We start from the raw sequence: 17,226 nt of genomic DNA, 5'->3' as shown, positions 1-17,226 counted from the left end.
TCGGGATGGGGGGATTGGGGATTCGTGAAAGCGTACCCCATGCGTGGACGCTGCATGGCCGCAACCGGCTATGCTTTCACGAATCCCGTCATCCCGAATCCCGAATCCCGGCATCCCAATGACCGACTACCGGCAACGTTTCCTGCAATTGGCCCTGGATGCGCAGGCGCTGCGCTTCGGCGAGTTCACGCTGAAGTCCGGGCGCGTCAGTCCCTATTTCTTCAATGCCGGGCGCTTCGATTCCGGGAGCACGGTGGCGCGCCTGGCGGCGTGCTACGCCGATGCGGCCGACGCCGCCGGGCTCGACTTCGACCTGCTGTTCGGCCCGGCCTACAAGGGCATCCCGCTGGCGACCGCGCTGGCCTGCGAGTACGCGCAGCGCGACCGCAACCTGCCGCTGGCGTTCAACCGCAAGGAAGCCAAGACCCATGGCGAAGGCGGCAGCCTGATCGGCGCGCCGCTGGCCGGGCGCCGGGTGCTGATCGTGGATGACGTGATCACCGCCGGCACCGCGATCCGCGAGGCGCTGGCGATCATCCGCGAGGCCGGCGGCCTCCCGGCGGCGATCCTGGTCGCGCTGGACCGGCAGGAGATCGCCGGCGAGCACGACCGGCGCTCGGCGGCGCAGGCGGTGGCGGCGGAGGCCGGCGTTCCTGTGGTGTCGGTCGCGCACCTGGGCGATCTGCTTGCATTCATCGATGGAAACGCGGACCTTGTCGGCTTCCGCGAACCGCTGCTGGCCTACCGGGCACGCTACGGCTGCGATCCGTCAGGCTGACAGCAGGGGGCTGCCATGATGCCGATCCAACGACCATGGGGCCGGGCCGCGTTGCCGGTCCTGCTCGCGCTGATTGCATTGCCGGCCGCAGCGCAGCCGGCGCCATCCAAGAAGCTGTACTGCTGGAACCAGGGCGGGCAGCGCGTGTGCAGCGATGCGCTGCCGCCGGAAGCGGTGAACCAGGCGCGCGACGAATTCAACGCCAAGAGCGGGATGCGCAGCGGCGCGGTCGGCCGCGCGCTGAATGCCGAGGAGCGCGCCGCGGCCGCCGCCGATGCCGCGCAGCAGCGCGCCGACCAGGCGGCGCTGGAAACGCGCAAACGCACCGACCAGGCGATGCTGCTGTCGTTCCAGACCGAAGAGGAATTGCGCCGGGTGTTCTCCGAGCGCATCGGCATCGTCGACAACAACATCAACACCGCCCGCTACAACGTCAACAGCCTGCGCGAAGGACTGGTCGGCCTGCTGGCCAACGCCGGCGCGCGCGAACTGGCCGGGCAGAAGGTGACCGGCAAGATCGTCGAGGACGTGCAGCAGCGCCATCGCGCGCTGCTGTGGCAGCTGCGCATGCAGAAGAACTTCGAACAGCAGCGGTTCGGCCTGAACCAGGAAATCGACGACGCGCTGCAGCGCTACCGTGCGGCGAAGCGGCCCGGGACCGGCACGGCGCCGGCTGCGACGACGAACAGCGGTTGAGCGCGGCGTGCGGCCAGCGGCGGTAGCCAGGTCGCCGCGACAGGGATGTCGGGACTGAAGTCCCTCCCACAGTGCACCCAGCGAGTAGGCCGCAAGTCTCTTGTGGGAGCGACTTCAGTCGCGACGAGCGAAGCCCGGATGCCCAGCGGTTTCGGATGCTGTCGGGGCTGAAGCCCCTCCTACACTGCGCCCGGCGAGTTGGCCGCGCTTCCTGTAGGAGCGGTTTCAACCGCGACGAGCGCAGCCCGGAATCGCTGCGCTCTCGGCCATCCTGTCGCGGGACGAAGCCGCTCCCGCAGCACTCCGCATGCCGATGGCGCTACGTCGCCTCGCCCGGCGCGGCGCCGGGCGCACACGCCATGCGCCTCAGAATCCCGTCGCCAGCGACGGCAACAGCGCTTGCAACTGGCTGCGGAACAGGTCCTTGATCCGCTCCAACGCGGCACTGGTGTCGGCCTCGAAGCGCAGCACCAGCACCGGCGTGGTGTTGGACGCGCGCACCAGGCCCCAGCCGTCGGCGAAGTCCGCGCGCAGGCCATCGATGGTGAGCAGCCGCGCACCGGCGAACGCCGAGCCTTCCTGCTGCGCCACAGCGACCAGTTGCGCAACCAGCGCATGCGCGTCCTGTCCGTCGGCCAGCGGCAGCTTGATCTCCGGCGTGGACACGCTGTCGGGCAGCTCGGCCAGCACCTCGGACGGGCTCTCCTCGCGCTGCGCCAGGATCTCCAGCAGCCGCGCCGCCGCGTACAGGCCGTCGTCGAAGCCGTACCAGCGCTCCTTGAAGAAGAAGTGGCCGCTCATCTCGCCCGCCAGTTCGGCGTCGGTCTCGCGCATCTTCGCCTTGATCAGCGAATGCCCGGTCTTCCACACCATCGGGCTGCCGCCGTTGCGCAGCACGTAGTCCGACAGCTTGCCGGTGCACTTGACGTCGTAGATCACCAGCGCGCCGGGGTTGCGTTGCAGCACGTCGGCGGCGAACAGCATCAGCAAGCGATCGGCATAGATCACCGTGCCTTCCTTGGTGACCACGCCGAGCCGGTCGGCATCGCCGTCGAAGGCGATGCCCAGGTCGGCGTCGAAGCGCTTCACGGTCTGGATCAGGTCTTCCAGGTTGTGCGGCTCGCTGGGATCGGGGTGATGGTTGGGGAAGGTGCCGTCGACGTCGCAATACAGCGGGATGACCTCCGCGCCGATCGCCTCCAGCAGCCTTGGCGCCAATTCGCCGCCCACGCCGTTGCCGGCATCGGCCACCACCTTGAGCGGGCGATCCAGCTGCACGTCGTCGGCGATGCGCTTGATGTAGTCGTCGCCGACGTCGCGCTGCTCCAGCCGCCCGGGTTCGGCGGCGGCCGGCAGGCGGCCTTCACTGATCCGCGCATACAGGTCGGTAATCGCCGCGCCGGACAGCGTTTCGCCGCCGACCACGATCTTGAAACCGTTGTAGTCCGGCGGGTTGTGGCTGCCGGTCACCGCCACGCAGCTGCCGGCGCGCAGGTGGAAGCTGGCGAAATACACCACCGGGGTCGGCGCCAGGCCGATATCGGTGACGTGGCAGCCGGCGCGGCGCAGGCCTTCGATCAGCGCCGCCGACAGTTCCGGGCCGGACAGGCGGCCGTCGCGGCCGACCACCACCTCGCTCAAGCCCTGCTCCTGCATCACCGCGCCGATCGCCTGGCCGATCAAGGCGGCGACCTGCGGGCTGAGATCGCGGCCGACCACGCCGCGGATGTCGTAGGCGCGGAAGATGGCGGCCGGCACGGTCAGTGCCGGAACCGTCCTGGCCGGCGCGGTCTCGCCCTCCGGCACCGGTGGCGCCGGTGGCGGCTCGCGGTGCTGCAGGCTCTGCCGCAGGGTGGGTTCCTGCTCGGCCGCCGCGGCGGCGGCCTTGGCGCGGCGCGGCCGCGGCAGGCGGCCACGCGTGGCCAGCAGCACCGCCAGAGCCAAAAAGCCGAGCAGTCCGGCGACGATCAGGCAGGGCAGCGCGTCCAGGCCGAGCGGTCCGACCTCGGCGTCGGGCAATGCCGCGACCACCCGCAGCCCGGTCGTGCCGATCGGCCGCGACAAGGCGTCGCCATGGTCGGCCAGGCCGGCATCGCCGGCGCCGATCACGTCGTAGCTGCCCTGGCGCAGCGCCAGATAGCCGCTGGCCGGGACCGCAGCCTGCGCCAGCGGTGCGGTCAGCACGCGCAGCGGCAGGCGCAGGTAGGCGACGCCGGCGCCCCTGTCCAGGGTCACCGGCGCGGCCAGCCCCAGTCGCGCGCCGCCGCCGTCGCGCACCACCGCGCTGGCGACCGCGTCGGTCAGCAACGCCTTTTCCAGCAGCGCCAGGCGGCCATAGCCGAAGCCGCCCGCGTCGGCGTAGCCGGCGCTCAGGTCGCCGGGCAGCACTTGTGCGTCTTCCGCGTCCTTCCAGCCCTCGCGCAAGGCTTGCGCCGCCGCCGTCGCGTCGCCGCGCGCCAGGGCGGCCTGCACCGCGGGCTGCTGCAATTGCGCGGCGAAGCGCTTGGCGACCGCCGCCAGCGCCTGCGAGGTCTGCGCCACCGCCGTGTCGCGCGCCTGCTGCAGGTCCGTGGCGCTGTGTTCGTAGCGCCATTGCTGCGCGCCGCTCCAGCCGAACCAGCCGGCCAGTACGGCCAGCAGCAGCGCCAGCAGCGGCGCCGCCTTGCGCAAACCCTCCGGCGCCGGCGGCCGTTGTGTTGCCTCGCTCATGCAGACGATCCCCTGTCAGCGCACTCCGGTATGGCCGAATCCACCCGTTCCCCTGGCGCTGTCGGCGAAAGTATCCACCACCTGCAGGGCAACGCGCACGACCGGCATCACCACCAGTTGCGCGATGCGGTCGCCGGGGGCGATGGTGAACGGCTCGCGGCCGCGGTTCCAGACGCTGATCAGCAGCGGTCCCTGGTAATCGGCATCGATCAGGCCGGTGCCGTTGCCGAGCACGATGCCGTGGCGATGGCCCAGCCCGGAGCGCGGCAAGACCACCGCGCACAGCTGCGGATCGGCGATGTAGATGGACAGCCCGCTGGGGATCAGCGCGGTATCGCCCGGCGCCAGGGTCAGCGGCGCCTCTGTGGCCGCGCGCAGATCCAGCCCGGCGCTGGCTTCGGTGGCGTAGTCCGGCAGCGGCCAGCTGTCGCCGAAGCGCGGGTCGAGCAGTTTGACCTGCAGCGGGTATGGCGTGGGGATGGTCATGCGTGCAGTCGCTCCGCGATCAGGGCCAGCAATTGTTCGGCCAGTTGCGCCTTGGACACGGCCGGGAAGCTGCGCGCGCCCTGTTGCCAGTAGGCGGTGGCGGCATTCTGGTCGCTCTCGAAGCCGTTGCCGGCCACCCCCACCTGGTTGGCGATGATCAGGTCCAGGTGCTTGTCGTTGAGTTTGCCACGCGCGTAGCGTTCGATGTCGTGGGTCTCGGCGGCGAAGCCGACCACCAGTTTCAGCGCCTGGGTCTGTGCGGCGACCTCGGCCAGGATGTCCGGGGTGCGCACCAGTTCCAGGGTCAGCACCTCGCCGCTCTTCTTGATCTTCTGCGCGGCGACCTGCTTGGGCGTGTAGTCGGCGACCGCGGCGGTGCCGATGTAGATGTCGGCCGGCAACGCGCCGAGCACCGCGGCGCGCATCTGCGCCGCCGAGCGTACGTCGATGCGCTGCACGCCGTCGGGCGTGGGCAGGTGCACCGGGCCGCTGACCAGCACCACCGACGCGCCCTGCCGCGCCGCCGCGGCGGCCAGGGCATAGCCCATTTTGCCGCTGCTGCGGTTGCCGAGGTAGCGCACCGGGTCCAGGTCTTCGTAGGTCGGCCCGGCGCTGATCAGCAGGCGCAGGCCGTGCAGCGCACCGCCACCGCTACTGGCCGCGACCGGCGCGGGCGCCGCCAGGGTCGCCGCGGTCGCGGCGTGGCCACCGGCCAGCGCGGCGACGATCTCTTCCGGCTCGGCCAGGCGTCCGGGGCCGGATTCGCCCTCGGCCAGCGGGCCGTCGTTCGGCCCGACCACGCTGGCGCCGCGTTGGCGCAGCGTGGCGACATTGGCCTGGGTGGCGGGGTGCAGCCACATGCGGTGGTTCATCGCCGGGCACACGGTCAGCGGCGCGGTGGTGGCCAGGCACAGCGTGGTCACCAGATCGTCGGCCAGACCGTGGGCGAGCCGCGCCAGCAGGTCGGCGGTGGCCGGCGCCACCACCACGCGATCGGCCCAGCGGGCCAGTTCCAGATGGCCCATCGCCTGCTCGGCGGCGCTGTCCCACAGGCTGGTGCGGGTCGGGTGCGCGGACAGCGCCTGGAAGCTCAGCGGCGTGACGAACTGCTGCGCGCCGGCGGTCATCGCCACCTGCACCTCGGCACCCGCCTCGCGCAGCCGCCGCACCAGCTCCAGCGCCTTGTAGGCAGCGATGCCGCCGCCCACGCACAACAGCACACGCCGCCCCTGCAGGGGCCCCTCGAAAGTACCGGTCACGTCGGGAATGTCCTACCCATGCAAGAACGATTAGCTTACCCGATGGCCCTTTGCGGCCCTGATACCGTTGCGCCATATCGCCCGCCAATCTGGCGATATGCACATCAACGACTGGCCCGACGCCGAACGTCCACGGGAAAAGCTGCTGGAACGCGGCCCCGGCGCCCTCTCCGACGCCGAACTGCTGGCGATCTTCCTCGGCTCCGGCCTGCCCGGCAGTGACGCAGTGCGGACCTCGCGCGACCTGCTGCATCGGCACGGCCCGCTGCGCATGCTGCTGGACCGCCCGCCACGCGAGCTGGTGCGCCTGCCGGGACTGGGCCCGGCACGGGCCTGCAAGCTGTCGGCGGCGCTGGAACTGGCCAAGCGCCACCTGGCCGCCGAGCTCGAACGCGGCACCACCCTGACCGATCCGGGGGCGGCCGGCCGCTACTTCGCGCAACGGCTGCGGGCATGGCCGCACGAGGTGTTCGCGGTGCTGTTCCTGGACACCAAGCACCGCTCGCTGGCGTTCGAAGAACTGTCCCATGGCACCCTGGACGGCGCCGAGGTGCATCCGCGCGAAGTGGTGCGGCGCGCGCTGGCGCACAACGCGGCCGCGGTGATCATCGGCCACAACCATCCATCGGGGAACTCGGAGCCCTCGCCCGCCGACCGCGCCGTTACCCACCGCCTGAAGCAGGCGCTGGGCTTGGTGGACATCCGTTTGCTGGACCATTTCATCGTCGGCGACGGAGCGCCGGTGTCGATGGCGGCGCGCGGCTGGGCCTGAGCCGGAATTCGGGAACCGGGCAGCACGGCGGCGGCGCGGCACATCCCGAATGCCCACTCCCCAACCCGCCATCGTCGGACGGCCTGAGGTCGGGCTGAACCCGGCACGGGCCGGGAGGCGGCGGGTCGGGTAAAATCGCCGGTTCCGCGCTTCAAGCAGAGATCACGTGAAATCCCAACTCCGCGCCCTGATCGGTCAAGGCATCGAAGCCTTGCGCGCCAACGGCACCCTGCCGGCCGACACCCTGCCGCCGGACTTCGTGGTCGAACGGCCCAAGACCCGCGAGCACGGCGACTTCGCCACCAACGCCGCGATGCTGCTGGCCAAGGCCGCGCGCGGCAATCCGCGCGCGCTGGCGCAGCAGCTGGTCGCCGCGCTACCGGCCAGCGACGAAGTGACCCGGGTCGAGATCGCCGGCCCCGGCTTCATCAACTTCCACCTCAGCCCCAGCGCCTACCAGCGCGAGGTGCTGGCGGTGCTCAAGCAGGGCGAGGACTACGGCCGCAGCCTGGTCGGCAATGGCCGCACCGTGGGCGTGGAATACGTCTCGGCCAATCCGACCGGCCCGCTGCACGTGGGCCACGGCCGCGCTGCGGCGATCGGCGACTGCCTGGCGCGGCTGCTCGAGGCCAACGGCTGGAACGCAAAGCGCGAGTTCTACTACAACGACGGCGGCGGCCAGATCGAGAACCTGGCGCGTTCGGTGCAGGCGCGCGCGCAGGGCAAGACCCCCGACAGCCCCGACTGGCCGGAAGAAGGCTACCGCGGCGACTACATCCAGGACGTGGCCAACGCCTACCTGGCCGGCGACTCGGTGGACCTGGAAGGCAACCTGGTCACCGGTTCCAAGGATCCGAACGATCTGGAAGCGGTCCGCCGCTTCGCCGTGGCCTACCTGCGCAACGAGCAGAACCACGACCTGGCCGCGTTCGGCGTGGACTTCGACATCTACTTCCTGGAAAGCTCGCTGTACCGCGACGGCAAGGTCGAAGAAGCGGTGCAGAAGCTGGTCGCCTCCGGCCACACCTACGAGGAAGGCGGCGCGCTGTGGCTGAAATCGACCGATTTCGGCGACGACAAGGACCGCGTGATGCGCAAGTCCGACGGCAGCTACACCTATTTCGTGCCGGACGTGGCCTATCACCTGAGCAAGTGGCAGCGCGGCTACGTGCGCGCGATCACCGAGCTGGGCGCCGACCACCACGGCTCGCTGGCGCGGGTGCGCGCCGGCCTGCAGGCGATGGACCTGGGCATCCCCAAGGGCTGGCCCGAGTACGTGCTGCACCAGATGGTCACGGTGATGCGTGGCGGCGAGGAAGTGAAGCTGTCCAAGCGCGCCGGCAGCTATCTGACCCTGCGCGACCTGATCGAGGAAGCCGGCCGCGACGCCACGCGCTGGTTCCTGATCGCGCGCAAGCCCGATTCGCAGCTGACCTTCGACATCGACCTGGCGCGCCAGCAGAGCAACGACAATCCGGTGTTCTACGTGCAGTACGCGCATGCCCGGGTGTGCAGCCTGCTGCGCCAGGCGCAGGAGAAGAAGCTGGACTACGACCAGGCCGACGGCCTGGGCCAGCTGAACCGGCTGAACGATGCGACCTCGCTGGAACTGATGCTGGAACTCTCGCGCTACCCGGAAGTGGTGGAGAATGCGGGGCATGTGCTGGAGCCGCACCTGATCGCGCAATACCTGCGCGAACTGGCGACCGCGTTCCACACCTGGTACCACGGCACTCCCGTGCTGGTGGACGATGCGAGCGAGCGCAACGCCAAGTTGACCCTGGCCGTGGCGGCGCAGCGAGTGCTGGCGAACGGCCTGAACCTCCTGGGCGTTTCCGCCCCGGAAAAAATGTGAGTGGAGAAGCGGTAGATGGCAGCACGACGCGGTAAGACGCAGGCGCGGCGCAACAGCGGCAACGGCACGCCCGGATGGGTGTGGCTGATTGCCGGCGTGGCGATCGCGGCAGTGGTATTCCTGGCGGCGCCGGGCCTGTTCAAGAAGGACGGCGACGGCTTCCTGCGCGTGGGCGGCCCACGCGCCAACCCGGATGCGCAACCGGCGCCGGTGGCCGACGCCGATGTGGACGCGGCCCCGGAACTGCCCAAACCAGCGGCAGCGGCGGCCGGCAGCACCAAGCCCGACGCCAAGAAGGACCCGCAGACCCAGTACGACTTCTACACCTTGCTGCCCGGCAAGGAAGTGCAGATGTCCGACGCCGAACTGGCCGCCAGCGCACGCGCCGAGGCCGCGCGCCAGGCGCGCGCGCCGCAGCCGGCCGCCGCCACGCCGGCGACGGCGACCACGGCCGCTACCGCTCCGGCAACGACGGCGGCGCTGTCCAATCCCACGCCGCTGCCGGAAACCGCCGCAACGAGCGCGCCCGCCAACACGGCGGCCAAGCCGACCGCGGCGGCGGCCACGCCTGCCGCTGCCACGGCCGCCGCGGCAGCAGCGGACAACGCCCGCTACATCCTGCAGGCCGGCTCGTTCGGCGCCTCCGGCGATGCCGAATCGACCAAGGCCAAATTGGCGATGCTGGGCCTGTCGGCGCGCGTGGAATCGGCGCAGATCAGCGGCAAGACCGTGTACCGCGTGCGCATGGGGCCCTACGGCACCGCCAGCGAACTGGCCGCGGCCAAGCAGAAGCTGACCGGCAGCGGACTGCCGGCGATCGCGATCAAGGCGCAGTGAGGCCGGGATTGGGCATTCGGGATTGGGGATTCGGGAGAAGCAACGTCTCCCGCATTCCTTGCGACCCGTTGGCTTACCACATGCGTTGAATTGCCTCGCCGGTCGCGAGCGCGACTGACGGCCGCCTGGCTGCGACAGCCGTCAGCAGGCGCAACACATCGGCGCCGCTTTCGCTTTTTCTAATCCCTAATCCCTAATCCCGGCCCCTAGCCACCTGGAAGCCGGCGAAGGACTGCGTCACCGGCATGATTTCCAGCCGATTGATGTTCAGATGCGGCGGCAGCGTGGCGACCCAGAAGATCTGCTCGGCGATATCCTCGGCAGTCATCGGCTGCGCGCCGTGGTAGAGCTTGTCCGACGCGCCCTGGTCGCCGTGTGTCCGCACCAGGGTGAACTCGGTCTCGGCCATGCCCGGCTCGATCGCGGTCACGCGCACGCCGGTGCCGTGCAGGTCCGAGCGCAGGCCCAGCGAGAACTGGCTGACGAAGGCCTTGGTGCCGCCGTAGGCATTGCCGCCCGGATACGGGTACAGCGCGGCCACCGAACTGATGTTGACGATCGTCCCACGGCGCTGGATCAGCGTCGGCAGCAGGCGATGGGTCAGGGTCACCAGCGCGGTGATGTTGGTGTCGATCATCGTGCGCCAGTCGTCCAGCGACGCGGCCTGCGCCGGTGCGGTGCCCTGCGCCAGGCCGGCGTTGTTGACCAGCAGGTCGATGCCGCGGAACGCGTCCGGCAGCTCCGCCAGCATCGCATCGAGCGCGGCTTCGTCGCGGATGTCGAACGCCGCCACGTGCACGCGCTCGGCGCCGAACTCGGCCAGCAGCGGCTGCAGCCGCTCGGCGCGGCGGCCGGTGGCGATCACGCGCCAGCCGGCGTTGACGAAGCGGCGCACGGCGGCGGCGCCGAAACCGGAGGTGGCGCCGGTGATCAGGGCAGTCTGGGTCATTGGGAGGCCGGGTATGGGGAGTGGGCAATCGGGAATGGTAAAAGCAAACAGGCAAAGCCGGGGTGCTGTTGCCTCAATCGCCGCTTGTCGGCATGGACACGTGGCCCACGGCATAGGCTTGACCGACGTCCGGCGGCGGCGGCAGATCCCGCCAAAGCCGCAGGCGCAGCAGGTTCCAGCCGTGCGGCTCGTAGGCGCTCACCGTGGCCAGCGCGCCTGCGGCAAGATCGTCCCTCGCCCGCTCGGCCTCGCGGTCGCCCAGCGTTTCGAGCGCGTCGGCCTCGGAGATCGCGGCGATCTCGCGCCGGGCGTAGCGGGCACTGCGCAGGTCAGCGTGCAGACGCGCAGCGCACACCGTCCACAGTTGTACCGCAGGCCGTCCGAACGACGCGGTCAGCGCGCGGAACGCGGCGCCGGCGAGGAAATCGCGCATCGCCTCGGCATCGCGCCACAGATAGAACGGCGCATACAGGTTGCTGCGGCTGGACAGCGCGCGATCGCCGCGATCGGCACTGAGATAGGCCTTGAATACCAGTCCCGGCAGATCGTCCAGCAACGGCCCCTTGTCGGCGATGCGGCGCTGGATGATGGCCATGTCGTAGTCGGCAGGCAACGCAATGCTGTACTGCATGGCGATCATGCGTCGGTCTCCGCTGCCAAGATCCCGGCGCGGCCGCCGCCGAAGGACCAGTCCTGCGCCTGCGTGGTGACGATGTTGACCATCACGTCTTCCGGCGCGATGCCCGGCGCGACCGCCAGCAGCTCCACCAGGCGCCGATAGAACGCGCGCTTGCAGGCCTCGCTGCGCGGCCGCCCGGCGGTGATCGCGATCAGCACGAAGGCGTCCGAGCGCGGTCCGCCGAGGTAGTGGCGATCGAACACCAGTTCCCCCGGATCGTGCTGATGGATGACCTGGAAGCAATCGCCGGCCGGCACCTCGAAGGCCTCGTGCATGGCCTGGTAGACGCTGGCGGACAAGGCGCGCAGATAGTCGGGGCTAGCGCCGCGATGCAGCGAGATACGGGCGTATGGCATGGGGTGTCTCCTTGGGGAATCAGGTGGCCGACGCGGTGGCGTCGCGCAGCAGCGGCAGCGCCGAGGCGGCGCACGGCCAGCCGGCGTAGAACGCCAGATGGGTGATCGCTTCGGCCAGTTCGTCGCGGCCCAGGCCGTTGTCCAGCGCGCGGCTCAGGTGGAACGGCAACTGCTGCGGCCGGTACAGCGCGACCAGCGCCGCCACCGTGACCAGGCTGCGCTCGCGCGGCGACAGCGCGGGGCGCTGCCACAGGTCGGCGAACAGCACGTCCTCGGTCAATTGCGCGAATTTCGGCGCTATATCGCCGAACAAGGATGCAGCAGGCGGGGGCAGGACGGACATTGATGGCTCGCGCTGGAGATTGACTGCGCACAGCCTAGCCACCGAAGATGTTCCTGAAAATCGGGAAATTCAGCATCCAACCTTCGATAAAACAGGATCGATAGCATGCGTCGCGTCACCTTCGATCTCGATGCGCTGCGCAGCTTCGTCGCCGGCGTCGAACTGGGCAGCTTCGCCAAGGCCGCAGACCGGCACGGGCGTTCCACGTCGGCGATCAGCGCGCAGCTGAAGAAACTGGAAGCGCAGGCCGGCCACGCGCTGTTGCGCCGCAGTGGCCGCGGACTGGCGCTGACCGACGCGGGTGAGGTGTTGCTGGCTTACGCAAGGCGTCTGCTGGACCTCAACGACGAGGCCGCCGGTGCGCTGCACGGGCCAGCCCTGCAGGGCTGGGTACGGCTTGGACTGCAGGAGGATTTCGGCGAACACATGCTGCCCGACGTGCTGGGGCGCTTCGCCCGCGCCCATCCCAAGGTGCGCATCGAAGCGCGCATCGCGCGCCATCAGGAGTTGTTGGCGCGGGTCGAAGCGGGCCAGTTGGACCTGGCGCTGGTCTGGGACGCCGGGACCGCGACGGCGCATCGCGCGCCGCAGGCGGCCTGGCCGATGCGCTGGATCGCCGCAGCCCAGGCGCCACTTCCGGACCCGAGCGGCTGGAGCAGCGATACGCCATTGCCACTGGTGATGCTGGAAGCGCCCTGCCTGCTGCGCACTGCGGCGACCACAGCGCTGGACCGTGCCGGCATCCCATGGCGCATCGCCTTCACCAGCGCCAGCCTGGGCGGCGTCTGGGCCGCGGTCCGCGCCGGACTGGGCCTGACCCTGCGCACGCCGGCCGGCCTGCCCGACGCGCTGGCGCTGCTGCCGCCAGGGGTCGGCGGCCTGCCGACGCTGCCGGCGCTGGGCTTGAACCTGCATCGTGCCGACGCGGAACCGGCGCCGGCAGTGGCGCGCCTGGCGGAGATCCTGCAGCAGCGCCTGCACGAGGCACGCGTGGCGTACGCCGATCCGGAGTGAGGCGGCCACGTGGAGAACTACGCGCAACCGGATTGCCGCGCCAGTACGCTCCGGCAGTGATGGCCTAGGCAGCCACCGGCATTTCGGAGGGCTCGCGCCCCAGGCGTTCGCGCAGGCGCAGGAACGGCAGCTGGGCGGCAAAGGACCGAACGATGTTCTGCCCGCTCCGTCATGCTCAGCCCATCTTGGTCTCGAACTGAGGCTGTAGCCGGAAATCTACTGCCCGATCACCGGCGCTAGAGGGTGCCGCGACCCAACTTCCGCTCCTGCCGGCGTTGACCGCAAAACTTGCACCGCTGCCGCGAAATACCGACGACACGCCGGAATTAGCGCCGCACCATACCTTCAACGAACCTCATCGGCGGTCGCGAAACCGGCTTGCATCCCGCTAGGCGCGTCACTTGCATGGCAGCATTTTGCTAAACAGCCCACCACCGCCATTGAGCATGCCGGCGCCGCCGGTAATCGCCGTTTTGACCGTGCTGCCATCGGTCTTGACTTCCACTTCTTTGAAAAGCTCGTCGTCGCGCGCGACCGTATAGTCCTGCCGCTCGTAGTGGTCCACCTCGGTCGAACCGGCGTAGCTGCTACCCGCGTACACATCGCGCGACTTGGCCTGATCGAACTGGAAGGGCAACACCAGGTAGTAACTACCTGGCTGCATCTCGGTGAACTGGAATGCACCCTTGGCGTCCGTCTGGGTTTCCACGCGCATGTTGTAGGCCTCGTCCGACATCAGCGCCGTCTCCTTGCTGCGGTCCGCCTTCTTGCGCATGGCGACCCACTCCGCAAAGTACGGCGTTGCCGGGAACAGCATCACTTTGCGGTTATTGGCAAGGAAAATCCGGCTGTCGTGATAGGCGCAAGCCACGCCAACGATCGTCGCCCGTCCTTTGGCCAGCGCGGCTTCGGCCGCCTGCTTGTCGAAAGGGGCTCTTGGCGAGGTTTCGCGTATTTTCGGCTTGGTATCCACTGTGGGAGACGTGCGCACCTGCGCGCCCCCTTGTCCGGCGGCGGCCAGGCCGCAGCACCCTGCAACGATCAAGGCATAGCATCTCGTCCGCATTTCGATCCCCCTCTTCCATGAGCGGGCGAAAATAACACGATTCGCGGTGCTTCCAAAGAGGCCCACGATGCCACCTCGCTAGGACCGTGCACGGCTCGGCGCTCAAGCACCAGCCGCCATGCGGCGCTGGACGCGTTGGCGCTCGCGCAGCTGCAGGAACGGCCGTTCCACCGCGTAGTGCAGCAACGCGGCGGCCAGCAGCGCCAGCGCCGCATAGATCGCGAACGCGAGCGGCCCGCGGCCATCGAGCGCGGCGCCGAACCAGCTCTGGGTGAGATGGAACACGGCCTTGTGCGACAGATACAGGCTGTAGGAGACCGCCGCCAGCCACCCCGCCCCAGGCAATGCGCGCCGGCCGATCCAACTGCGCGTGGAGGCGGCGGCGATCGCCAGCAGCGCCAGTCCCAGCGACAACAGCGGCCAGCCGATCGCGTTGCCGAGCAGGCCAGTCCGTTCGCGGAACAGCCACATCGCCAGTGCGCACACCGCCAACCCGGCCAGCAGCAGTGCGTTGGCGCGCGCCTGCAGCCACTGCCAGCGCTGCGGCCGGAACACCTTGATCGCGGCCAGCACCACGCCGGCCAGCAAGCCGTCGAGCCGGTTCCAGGTCGGGTAGTAGATGTCCTCGATGAACCAGTTGCGTTGCAGCCCGTCGCCGATGCGTTCGAGCGCGCTGTCGTGCAGCCAGGTCGCCGTGCGCAACCCGATGCCGGCCAGCACCACCGCACCGCACACCGCAACGAAACGCGGCGCCGACGGCCGCCGCAGCGACAGCGCCGCCAGCAGCGGGAACACCAGATAGAAATGCTCCTCCACGCACAGCGACCAGGCATGCGAGAACGCCTGCTGGCTGGCGTAGTCGATGCCCAGGTTCAAGGTGAAGCTGGCGAACATCCACCACGGCGCGAGGCCTGGCGCTTCGCGGAAACCGGGCCAGGCCAGGTACAGCGCCAGCACCACGATGAAGGCCGGCAGGATGCGGAACGCGCGGCGCAGGTAGAAATCGCCATAACGCAGCGGTTCGCCGCGCGCCAACGGCGCCAGCACCTGACCGCCGATCAGCAAGCCGCTGAGCACGAAGAACAGGTCCACGCCCATCCAGCCATAGCGCGACAGCCAGGCCCATTCCGGCCCCAGGCCGCCGACCACGAACGAGTGGAACAGCATCACCCACACGATCGCCAGCGCGCGCAGCAAATCCAATCCGGGGTAGCGCATCGCGTCAAGGAGTGATGGCAGAGGCGCTCAGCTTATGGGCCGGTGCCAGCGCTCGTCCATCCGCCGTGGCGAACGCGAGAGGTGCCGCGATGAAAAAGCGCGTGGCGTCTGCACGGGATGCGCTGGAACGACGATCGTGCTCGATACGCTCCTGCGTGCGTTCGACAACGCGGCGCGACACGCCGCCGGGGAGCGCGCTCGCCCCGCCCATTGGCGAGGGAGCGCATGCCGGCACTCAGCCCAGCGGTTCGTCCGACAGGTAGGTGTAACCGGTCAGTCCCGCTTCCAGCGCCGCCGACAAGGCCTGCGCCTGCTCGGCCGGCAGCTGCGCGGCAGCCACGCGCTCGGCGTAGGCCGCGCGCAGGTCGGCCAGTGCATAGCCCACGTAATCCAGCATCACGTCGGTGGTGTCGCCGCGGCGCTGCTGGGCGATGCGGTAGCCGTCGCCATCGGCGCTGACCTCGATCGCATCGGTGTCGCCGAACAGGTTGTGGATGTCGCCGAGGATCTCCTGGTAGGCGCCGACCAGGAAGAAGCCGAGCCGGTAGCTCTCGCCCGGGCGCAGTTCGTGCAGCGGCAGCGAGCTGTCCAGGCTCTCGTTCTCGACGTAGGTCTTTACCATGCCGTCGGAGTCGCAGGTCATGTCGCAGATCACCCCGCGCCGCGCCGGCGCTTCGTTCAGGCGCTCGATCGGCACGATCGGGAACACCTGGTCGATCGCCCACACGTCGGGGATCGATTCGAACACGCTGAAGTTGACGAAATACTTGTCCACCAGCCGCTCGTTGAGCTCGTCCAGCACCGGGCGGTGGCTCTTTTCCTCATGGCTCAGGCGCGCGCGCACGCCGTGCGCGATGGCGTAGAACAGGTCGTCGATGCGCGCGCGCTGCGGCAGGTCGATCTGGCCCAGCGCGTAGCTGGACAGGCCTTCGGCATGGAAATGCTGCGCTTCCTGGAACAGCTCCACCGCCGGGCGCACGTCCAGTTCGTCGTGGATCTCGCGCAGGTGGCGGATCGCCGCCGGCTCGTCGGCATGCGCGTCGGGCACGCGCCCTTCCGGCGCCTGCTCCACTTCCGAAACGTTGGCGATCAGCACCGCGTGGTGCGCAGTCATCGCGCGGCCGCACTCGGTGACGATGCGCGGCGGCGGCAGGCCGTGTTCCTCGCAGGCGTTGGCCAGCGGCTGCACGATGTTGCTGGCGTAGGAATGCAGGCCGTAGTTGATCGAGCAGTAGCTGCGCGAACGGGTGCCTTCGTAATCGATGCCTAGGCCGCCGCCGACGTCGACGTGGCTGATCTTGGCGCCCAGCTTGGACAGCTCGACGAAATAGCGGGTGGCCTCGCGCATGCCGTTGGCGATGTCGCGCACGTTGGAGATCTGCGAGCCCATGTGGAAGTGCAGCAGGTTCAGCGAGTCGGCGTATTCGGTGTCGCGCAGCGCCTTCCACAGGTCCAGCACCTGCCGCGGCGACAGCCCGAACTTGGCCTTGTCGCCGCCGCTGTTCTGCCACTTGCCCGCGCCCAGCGAGGCCAGGCGCATGCGCACGCCCAGGCCTGGCTTGACATCCAACGCGCGCGCTTCCTCCAGCACCAGCTTCAGCTCCGACGGCTTCTCGATGACGATGAAGGTCTGCAAGCCGAGCTTGCGCCCGATCAGCGCCAGGCGGATGTATTCGCGGTCCTTGTAGCCGTTGCACACGATCAGCCCGCCCGGCCGCGACAGCGCCAGCACCGCCATCAGTTCCGGCTTGCTGCCCGCTTCCAGGCCGAAGCCCTCGCCGTGGTGGCTGGCCAGGGTGCCGGCCACGCCGCGATGCTGGTTGACCTTGATCGGGTACACCGCGGTGTAGCCGCCGGCGTAGTCCCAGTCGGCCTGGGCCTGGGCGAAGGCCGACTGCAGCTTGCCCAGGCGCTCGCCCAGGATGTCCGGGAAGCGCACCAGCATCGGCAGCTTGGCGCCGGCCGCGCGCGCCGCGTCCACCACCTCGGGCAGCGCGATCGCCACGCCGTCGGCGCCTTGCGGGCGCACCACCACCCGGCCGGCCGCGTCCACGTCGAAATACCCATCGGCCCAGTGCGGGATCGAATAGGTCTTGCGGGCTTGGTCGAGGGACCAATCGCTCATCGTGGCGGCTCGGCGGGGAAAAGGGGCGTGGATTGTAACGCCTGCTACGCGTGGGCTCCGTTACAATCCGCGCCGACCTTGGGC

The 17,226-nt window shown here is 69.5% G+C and carries 16 protein-coding genes; 6 read left to right on the top strand and 10 right to left on the bottom strand.

What is annotated here, in order from left to right; translation table 11 throughout:
- The first annotated feature begins 118 nt into the window (after positions 1 to 118).
- On the top strand, positions 119 to 778 hold the full coding sequence (gene pyrE, locus HEP74_RS02365) for an orotate phosphoribosyltransferase (protein WP_185815029.1): 660 nt from the start codon (positions 119 to 121) through the stop codon (positions 776 to 778).
- A 15-nt stretch (positions 779 to 793) separates the two neighbouring features.
- On the top strand, positions 794 to 1,474 hold the full coding sequence (locus HEP74_RS02360) for a hypothetical protein (RefSeq protein WP_185815028.1): 681 nt from the start codon (positions 794 to 796) through the stop codon (positions 1,472 to 1,474).
- A gap of 366 nt (positions 1,475 to 1,840) precedes the next feature.
- On the opposite strand, the gene HEP74_RS02355 is transcribed toward HEP74_RS02360, so the two are convergent.
- Genes HEP74_RS02355 through coaBC form a run of 3 tightly spaced genes read right to left on the bottom strand, consistent with a single transcriptional unit; the run spans position 1,841 to position 5,928 of the window.
- A complete protein-coding gene (locus tag HEP74_RS02355) occupies positions 1,841 to 4,183 on the bottom strand; it encodes a phosphomannomutase/phosphoglucomutase (protein ID WP_185815027.1) in 2,343 nt (780 codons plus the stop codon).
- A gap of 15 nt (positions 4,184 to 4,198) precedes the next feature.
- Positions 4,199 to 4,669: a dUTP diphosphatase gene (gene dut / locus HEP74_RS02350; RefSeq protein ID WP_009588584.1), complete on the bottom strand. Its 471-nt coding sequence runs from the start codon at positions 4,667 to 4,669 to the stop codon at positions 4,199 to 4,201.
- Positions 4,666 to 5,928 carry a bifunctional phosphopantothenoylcysteine decarboxylase/phosphopantothenate--cysteine ligase CoaBC gene (coaBC, locus tag HEP74_RS02345; RefSeq protein WP_185815026.1) on the bottom strand — a complete coding sequence of 421 codons (1,263 nt, stop codon included), beginning with the start codon at positions 5,926 to 5,928 and terminating at the stop codon, positions 4,666 to 4,668. Before coaBC ends, dut begins: the two co-directional genes overlap by 4 nt.
- 97 nt (positions 5,929 to 6,025) lie before the next feature.
- Between coaBC and radC the strand changes: the two genes are divergently transcribed.
- From radC to HEP74_RS02330, 3 genes are all read left to right on the top strand, one after another.
- A complete protein-coding gene (gene radC / locus HEP74_RS02340) occupies positions 6,026 to 6,700 on the top strand; it encodes a RadC family protein (RefSeq protein ID WP_185815025.1) in 675 nt (224 codons plus the stop codon).
- 166 nt (positions 6,701 to 6,866) lie between these two features.
- On the top strand, positions 6,867 to 8,555 hold the full coding sequence (gene argS, locus HEP74_RS02335; RefSeq protein WP_185815024.1) for an arginine--tRNA ligase: 1,689 nt from the start codon (positions 6,867 to 6,869) through the stop codon (positions 8,553 to 8,555).
- Positions 8,556 to 8,570: 15 nt separating this feature from the next.
- Positions 8,571 to 9,392: an SPOR domain-containing protein gene (locus HEP74_RS02330; RefSeq protein WP_185815023.1), complete on the top strand. Its 822-nt coding sequence runs from the start codon at positions 8,571 to 8,573 to the stop codon at positions 9,390 to 9,392.
- 193 nt (positions 9,393 to 9,585) lie between these two features.
- Here HEP74_RS02330 and HEP74_RS02325 read toward each other — a convergent pair whose 3' ends face one another.
- The 4 genes from HEP74_RS02325 to HEP74_RS02310 all read right to left on the bottom strand — a co-directional run bounded on the left by HEP74_RS02325 (position 9,586) and on the right by HEP74_RS02310 (position 11,719).
- The gene (locus HEP74_RS02325) at positions 9,586 to 10,341 is read right to left on the bottom strand and encodes an SDR family NAD(P)-dependent oxidoreductase (RefSeq protein WP_185815022.1); all 756 of its coding nucleotides are present in this window, start codon (positions 10,339 to 10,341) and stop codon (positions 9,586 to 9,588) included.
- Positions 10,342 to 10,414: 73 nt separating this feature from the next.
- A complete protein-coding gene (locus HEP74_RS02320) occupies positions 10,415 to 10,981 on the bottom strand; it encodes a DUF4865 family protein (RefSeq protein ID WP_185815021.1) in 567 nt (188 codons plus the stop codon).
- The gene (locus tag HEP74_RS02315; RefSeq protein ID WP_185815020.1) at positions 10,978 to 11,376 is read right to left on the bottom strand and encodes a tautomerase family protein; all 399 of its coding nucleotides are present in this window, start codon (positions 11,374 to 11,376) and stop codon (positions 10,978 to 10,980) included. The genes HEP74_RS02320 and HEP74_RS02315 overlap by 4 nt, the downstream gene beginning before the upstream one ends.
- Positions 11,377 to 11,395: 19 nt before the next feature.
- A complete protein-coding gene (locus HEP74_RS02310) occupies positions 11,396 to 11,719 on the bottom strand; it encodes a carboxymuconolactone decarboxylase family protein (protein WP_185815019.1) in 324 nt (107 codons plus the stop codon).
- A gap of 105 nt (positions 11,720 to 11,824) precedes the next feature.
- On the opposite strand from HEP74_RS02310, the gene HEP74_RS02305 reads away from it, so the two are divergent.
- The gene (locus HEP74_RS02305) at positions 11,825 to 12,733 is read left to right on the top strand and encodes a LysR substrate-binding domain-containing protein (protein ID WP_185815018.1); all 909 of its coding nucleotides are present in this window, start codon (positions 11,825 to 11,827) and stop codon (positions 12,731 to 12,733) included.
- A 397-nt stretch (positions 12,734 to 13,130) separates the two neighbouring features.
- Here HEP74_RS02305 and HEP74_RS02300 read toward each other — a convergent pair whose 3' ends face one another.
- The 3 genes from HEP74_RS02300 to speA all read right to left on the bottom strand — a co-directional run bounded on the left by HEP74_RS02300 (position 13,131) and on the right by speA (position 17,142).
- Complete coding sequence (locus tag HEP74_RS02300; protein ID WP_185815017.1) at positions 13,131 to 13,778, bottom strand: hypothetical protein; 648 nt, start codon at positions 13,776 to 13,778, stop codon at positions 13,131 to 13,133.
- A gap of 123 nt (positions 13,779 to 13,901) precedes the next feature.
- Positions 13,902 to 15,017 carry an acyltransferase family protein gene (locus HEP74_RS02295; protein WP_185815016.1) on the bottom strand — a complete coding sequence of 372 codons (1,116 nt, stop codon included), beginning with the start codon at positions 15,015 to 15,017 and terminating at the stop codon, positions 13,902 to 13,904.
- A gap of 235 nt (positions 15,018 to 15,252) precedes the next feature.
- Positions 15,253 to 17,142, bottom strand: a complete 1,890-nt coding sequence (gene speA / locus HEP74_RS02290; RefSeq protein ID WP_185815015.1) for an arginine decarboxylase — start codon at positions 17,140 to 17,142, stop codon at positions 15,253 to 15,255.
- Positions 17,143 to 17,226: the final 84 nt, after the last annotated feature.

Source organism: Xanthomonas sp. SS (assembly GCF_014236835.1).
In the GTDB taxonomy this organism is placed as follows: domain Bacteria; phylum Pseudomonadota; class Gammaproteobacteria; order Xanthomonadales; family Xanthomonadaceae; genus Xanthomonas_A.
This window is presented reverse-complemented; position numbering and strand designations above follow the sequence as displayed.

Coding starts and splice junctions, on each gene's coding strand:
- pyrE (WP_185815029.1), top strand. CDS start 119: ATGACCGACTACCGGCAACGTTTCCTGCAATTGGCCCTGGATGCGCAG.
- HEP74_RS02360 (WP_185815028.1), top strand. CDS start 794: ATGATGCCGATCCAACGACCATGGGGCCGGGCCGCGTTGCCGGTCCTG.
- HEP74_RS02355 (WP_185815027.1), bottom strand. CDS start 4,183: ATGAGCGAGGCAACACAACGGCCGCCGGCGCCGGAGGGTTTGCGCAAG.
- dut (WP_009588584.1), bottom strand. CDS start 4,669: ATGACCATCCCCACGCCATACCCGCTGCAGGTCAAACTGCTCGACCCG.
- radC (WP_185815025.1), top strand. CDS start 6,026: ATGCACATCAACGACTGGCCCGACGCCGAACGTCCACGGGAAAAGCTG.
- HEP74_RS02330 (WP_185815023.1), top strand. CDS start 8,571: ATGGCAGCACGACGCGGTAAGACGCAGGCGCGGCGCAACAGCGGCAAC.
- HEP74_RS02325 (WP_185815022.1), bottom strand. CDS start 10,341: ATGACCCAGACTGCCCTGATCACCGGCGCCACCTCCGGTTTCGGCGCC.
- HEP74_RS02320 (WP_185815021.1), bottom strand. CDS start 10,981: ATGATCGCCATGCAGTACAGCATTGCGTTGCCTGCCGACTACGACATG.
- HEP74_RS02315 (WP_185815020.1), bottom strand. CDS start 11,376: ATGCCATACGCCCGTATCTCGCTGCATCGCGGCGCTAGCCCCGACTAT.
- HEP74_RS02310 (WP_185815019.1), bottom strand. CDS start 11,719: ATGTCCGTCCTGCCCCCGCCTGCTGCATCCTTGTTCGGCGATATAGCG.
- HEP74_RS02305 (WP_185815018.1), top strand. CDS start 11,825: ATGCGTCGCGTCACCTTCGATCTCGATGCGCTGCGCAGCTTCGTCGCC.
- HEP74_RS02295 (WP_185815016.1), bottom strand. CDS start 15,017: ATGCGCTACCCCGGATTGGATTTGCTGCGCGCGCTGGCGATCGTGTGG.
- speA (WP_185815015.1), bottom strand. CDS start 17,142: ATGAGCGATTGGTCCCTCGACCAAGCCCGCAAGACCTATTCGATCCCG.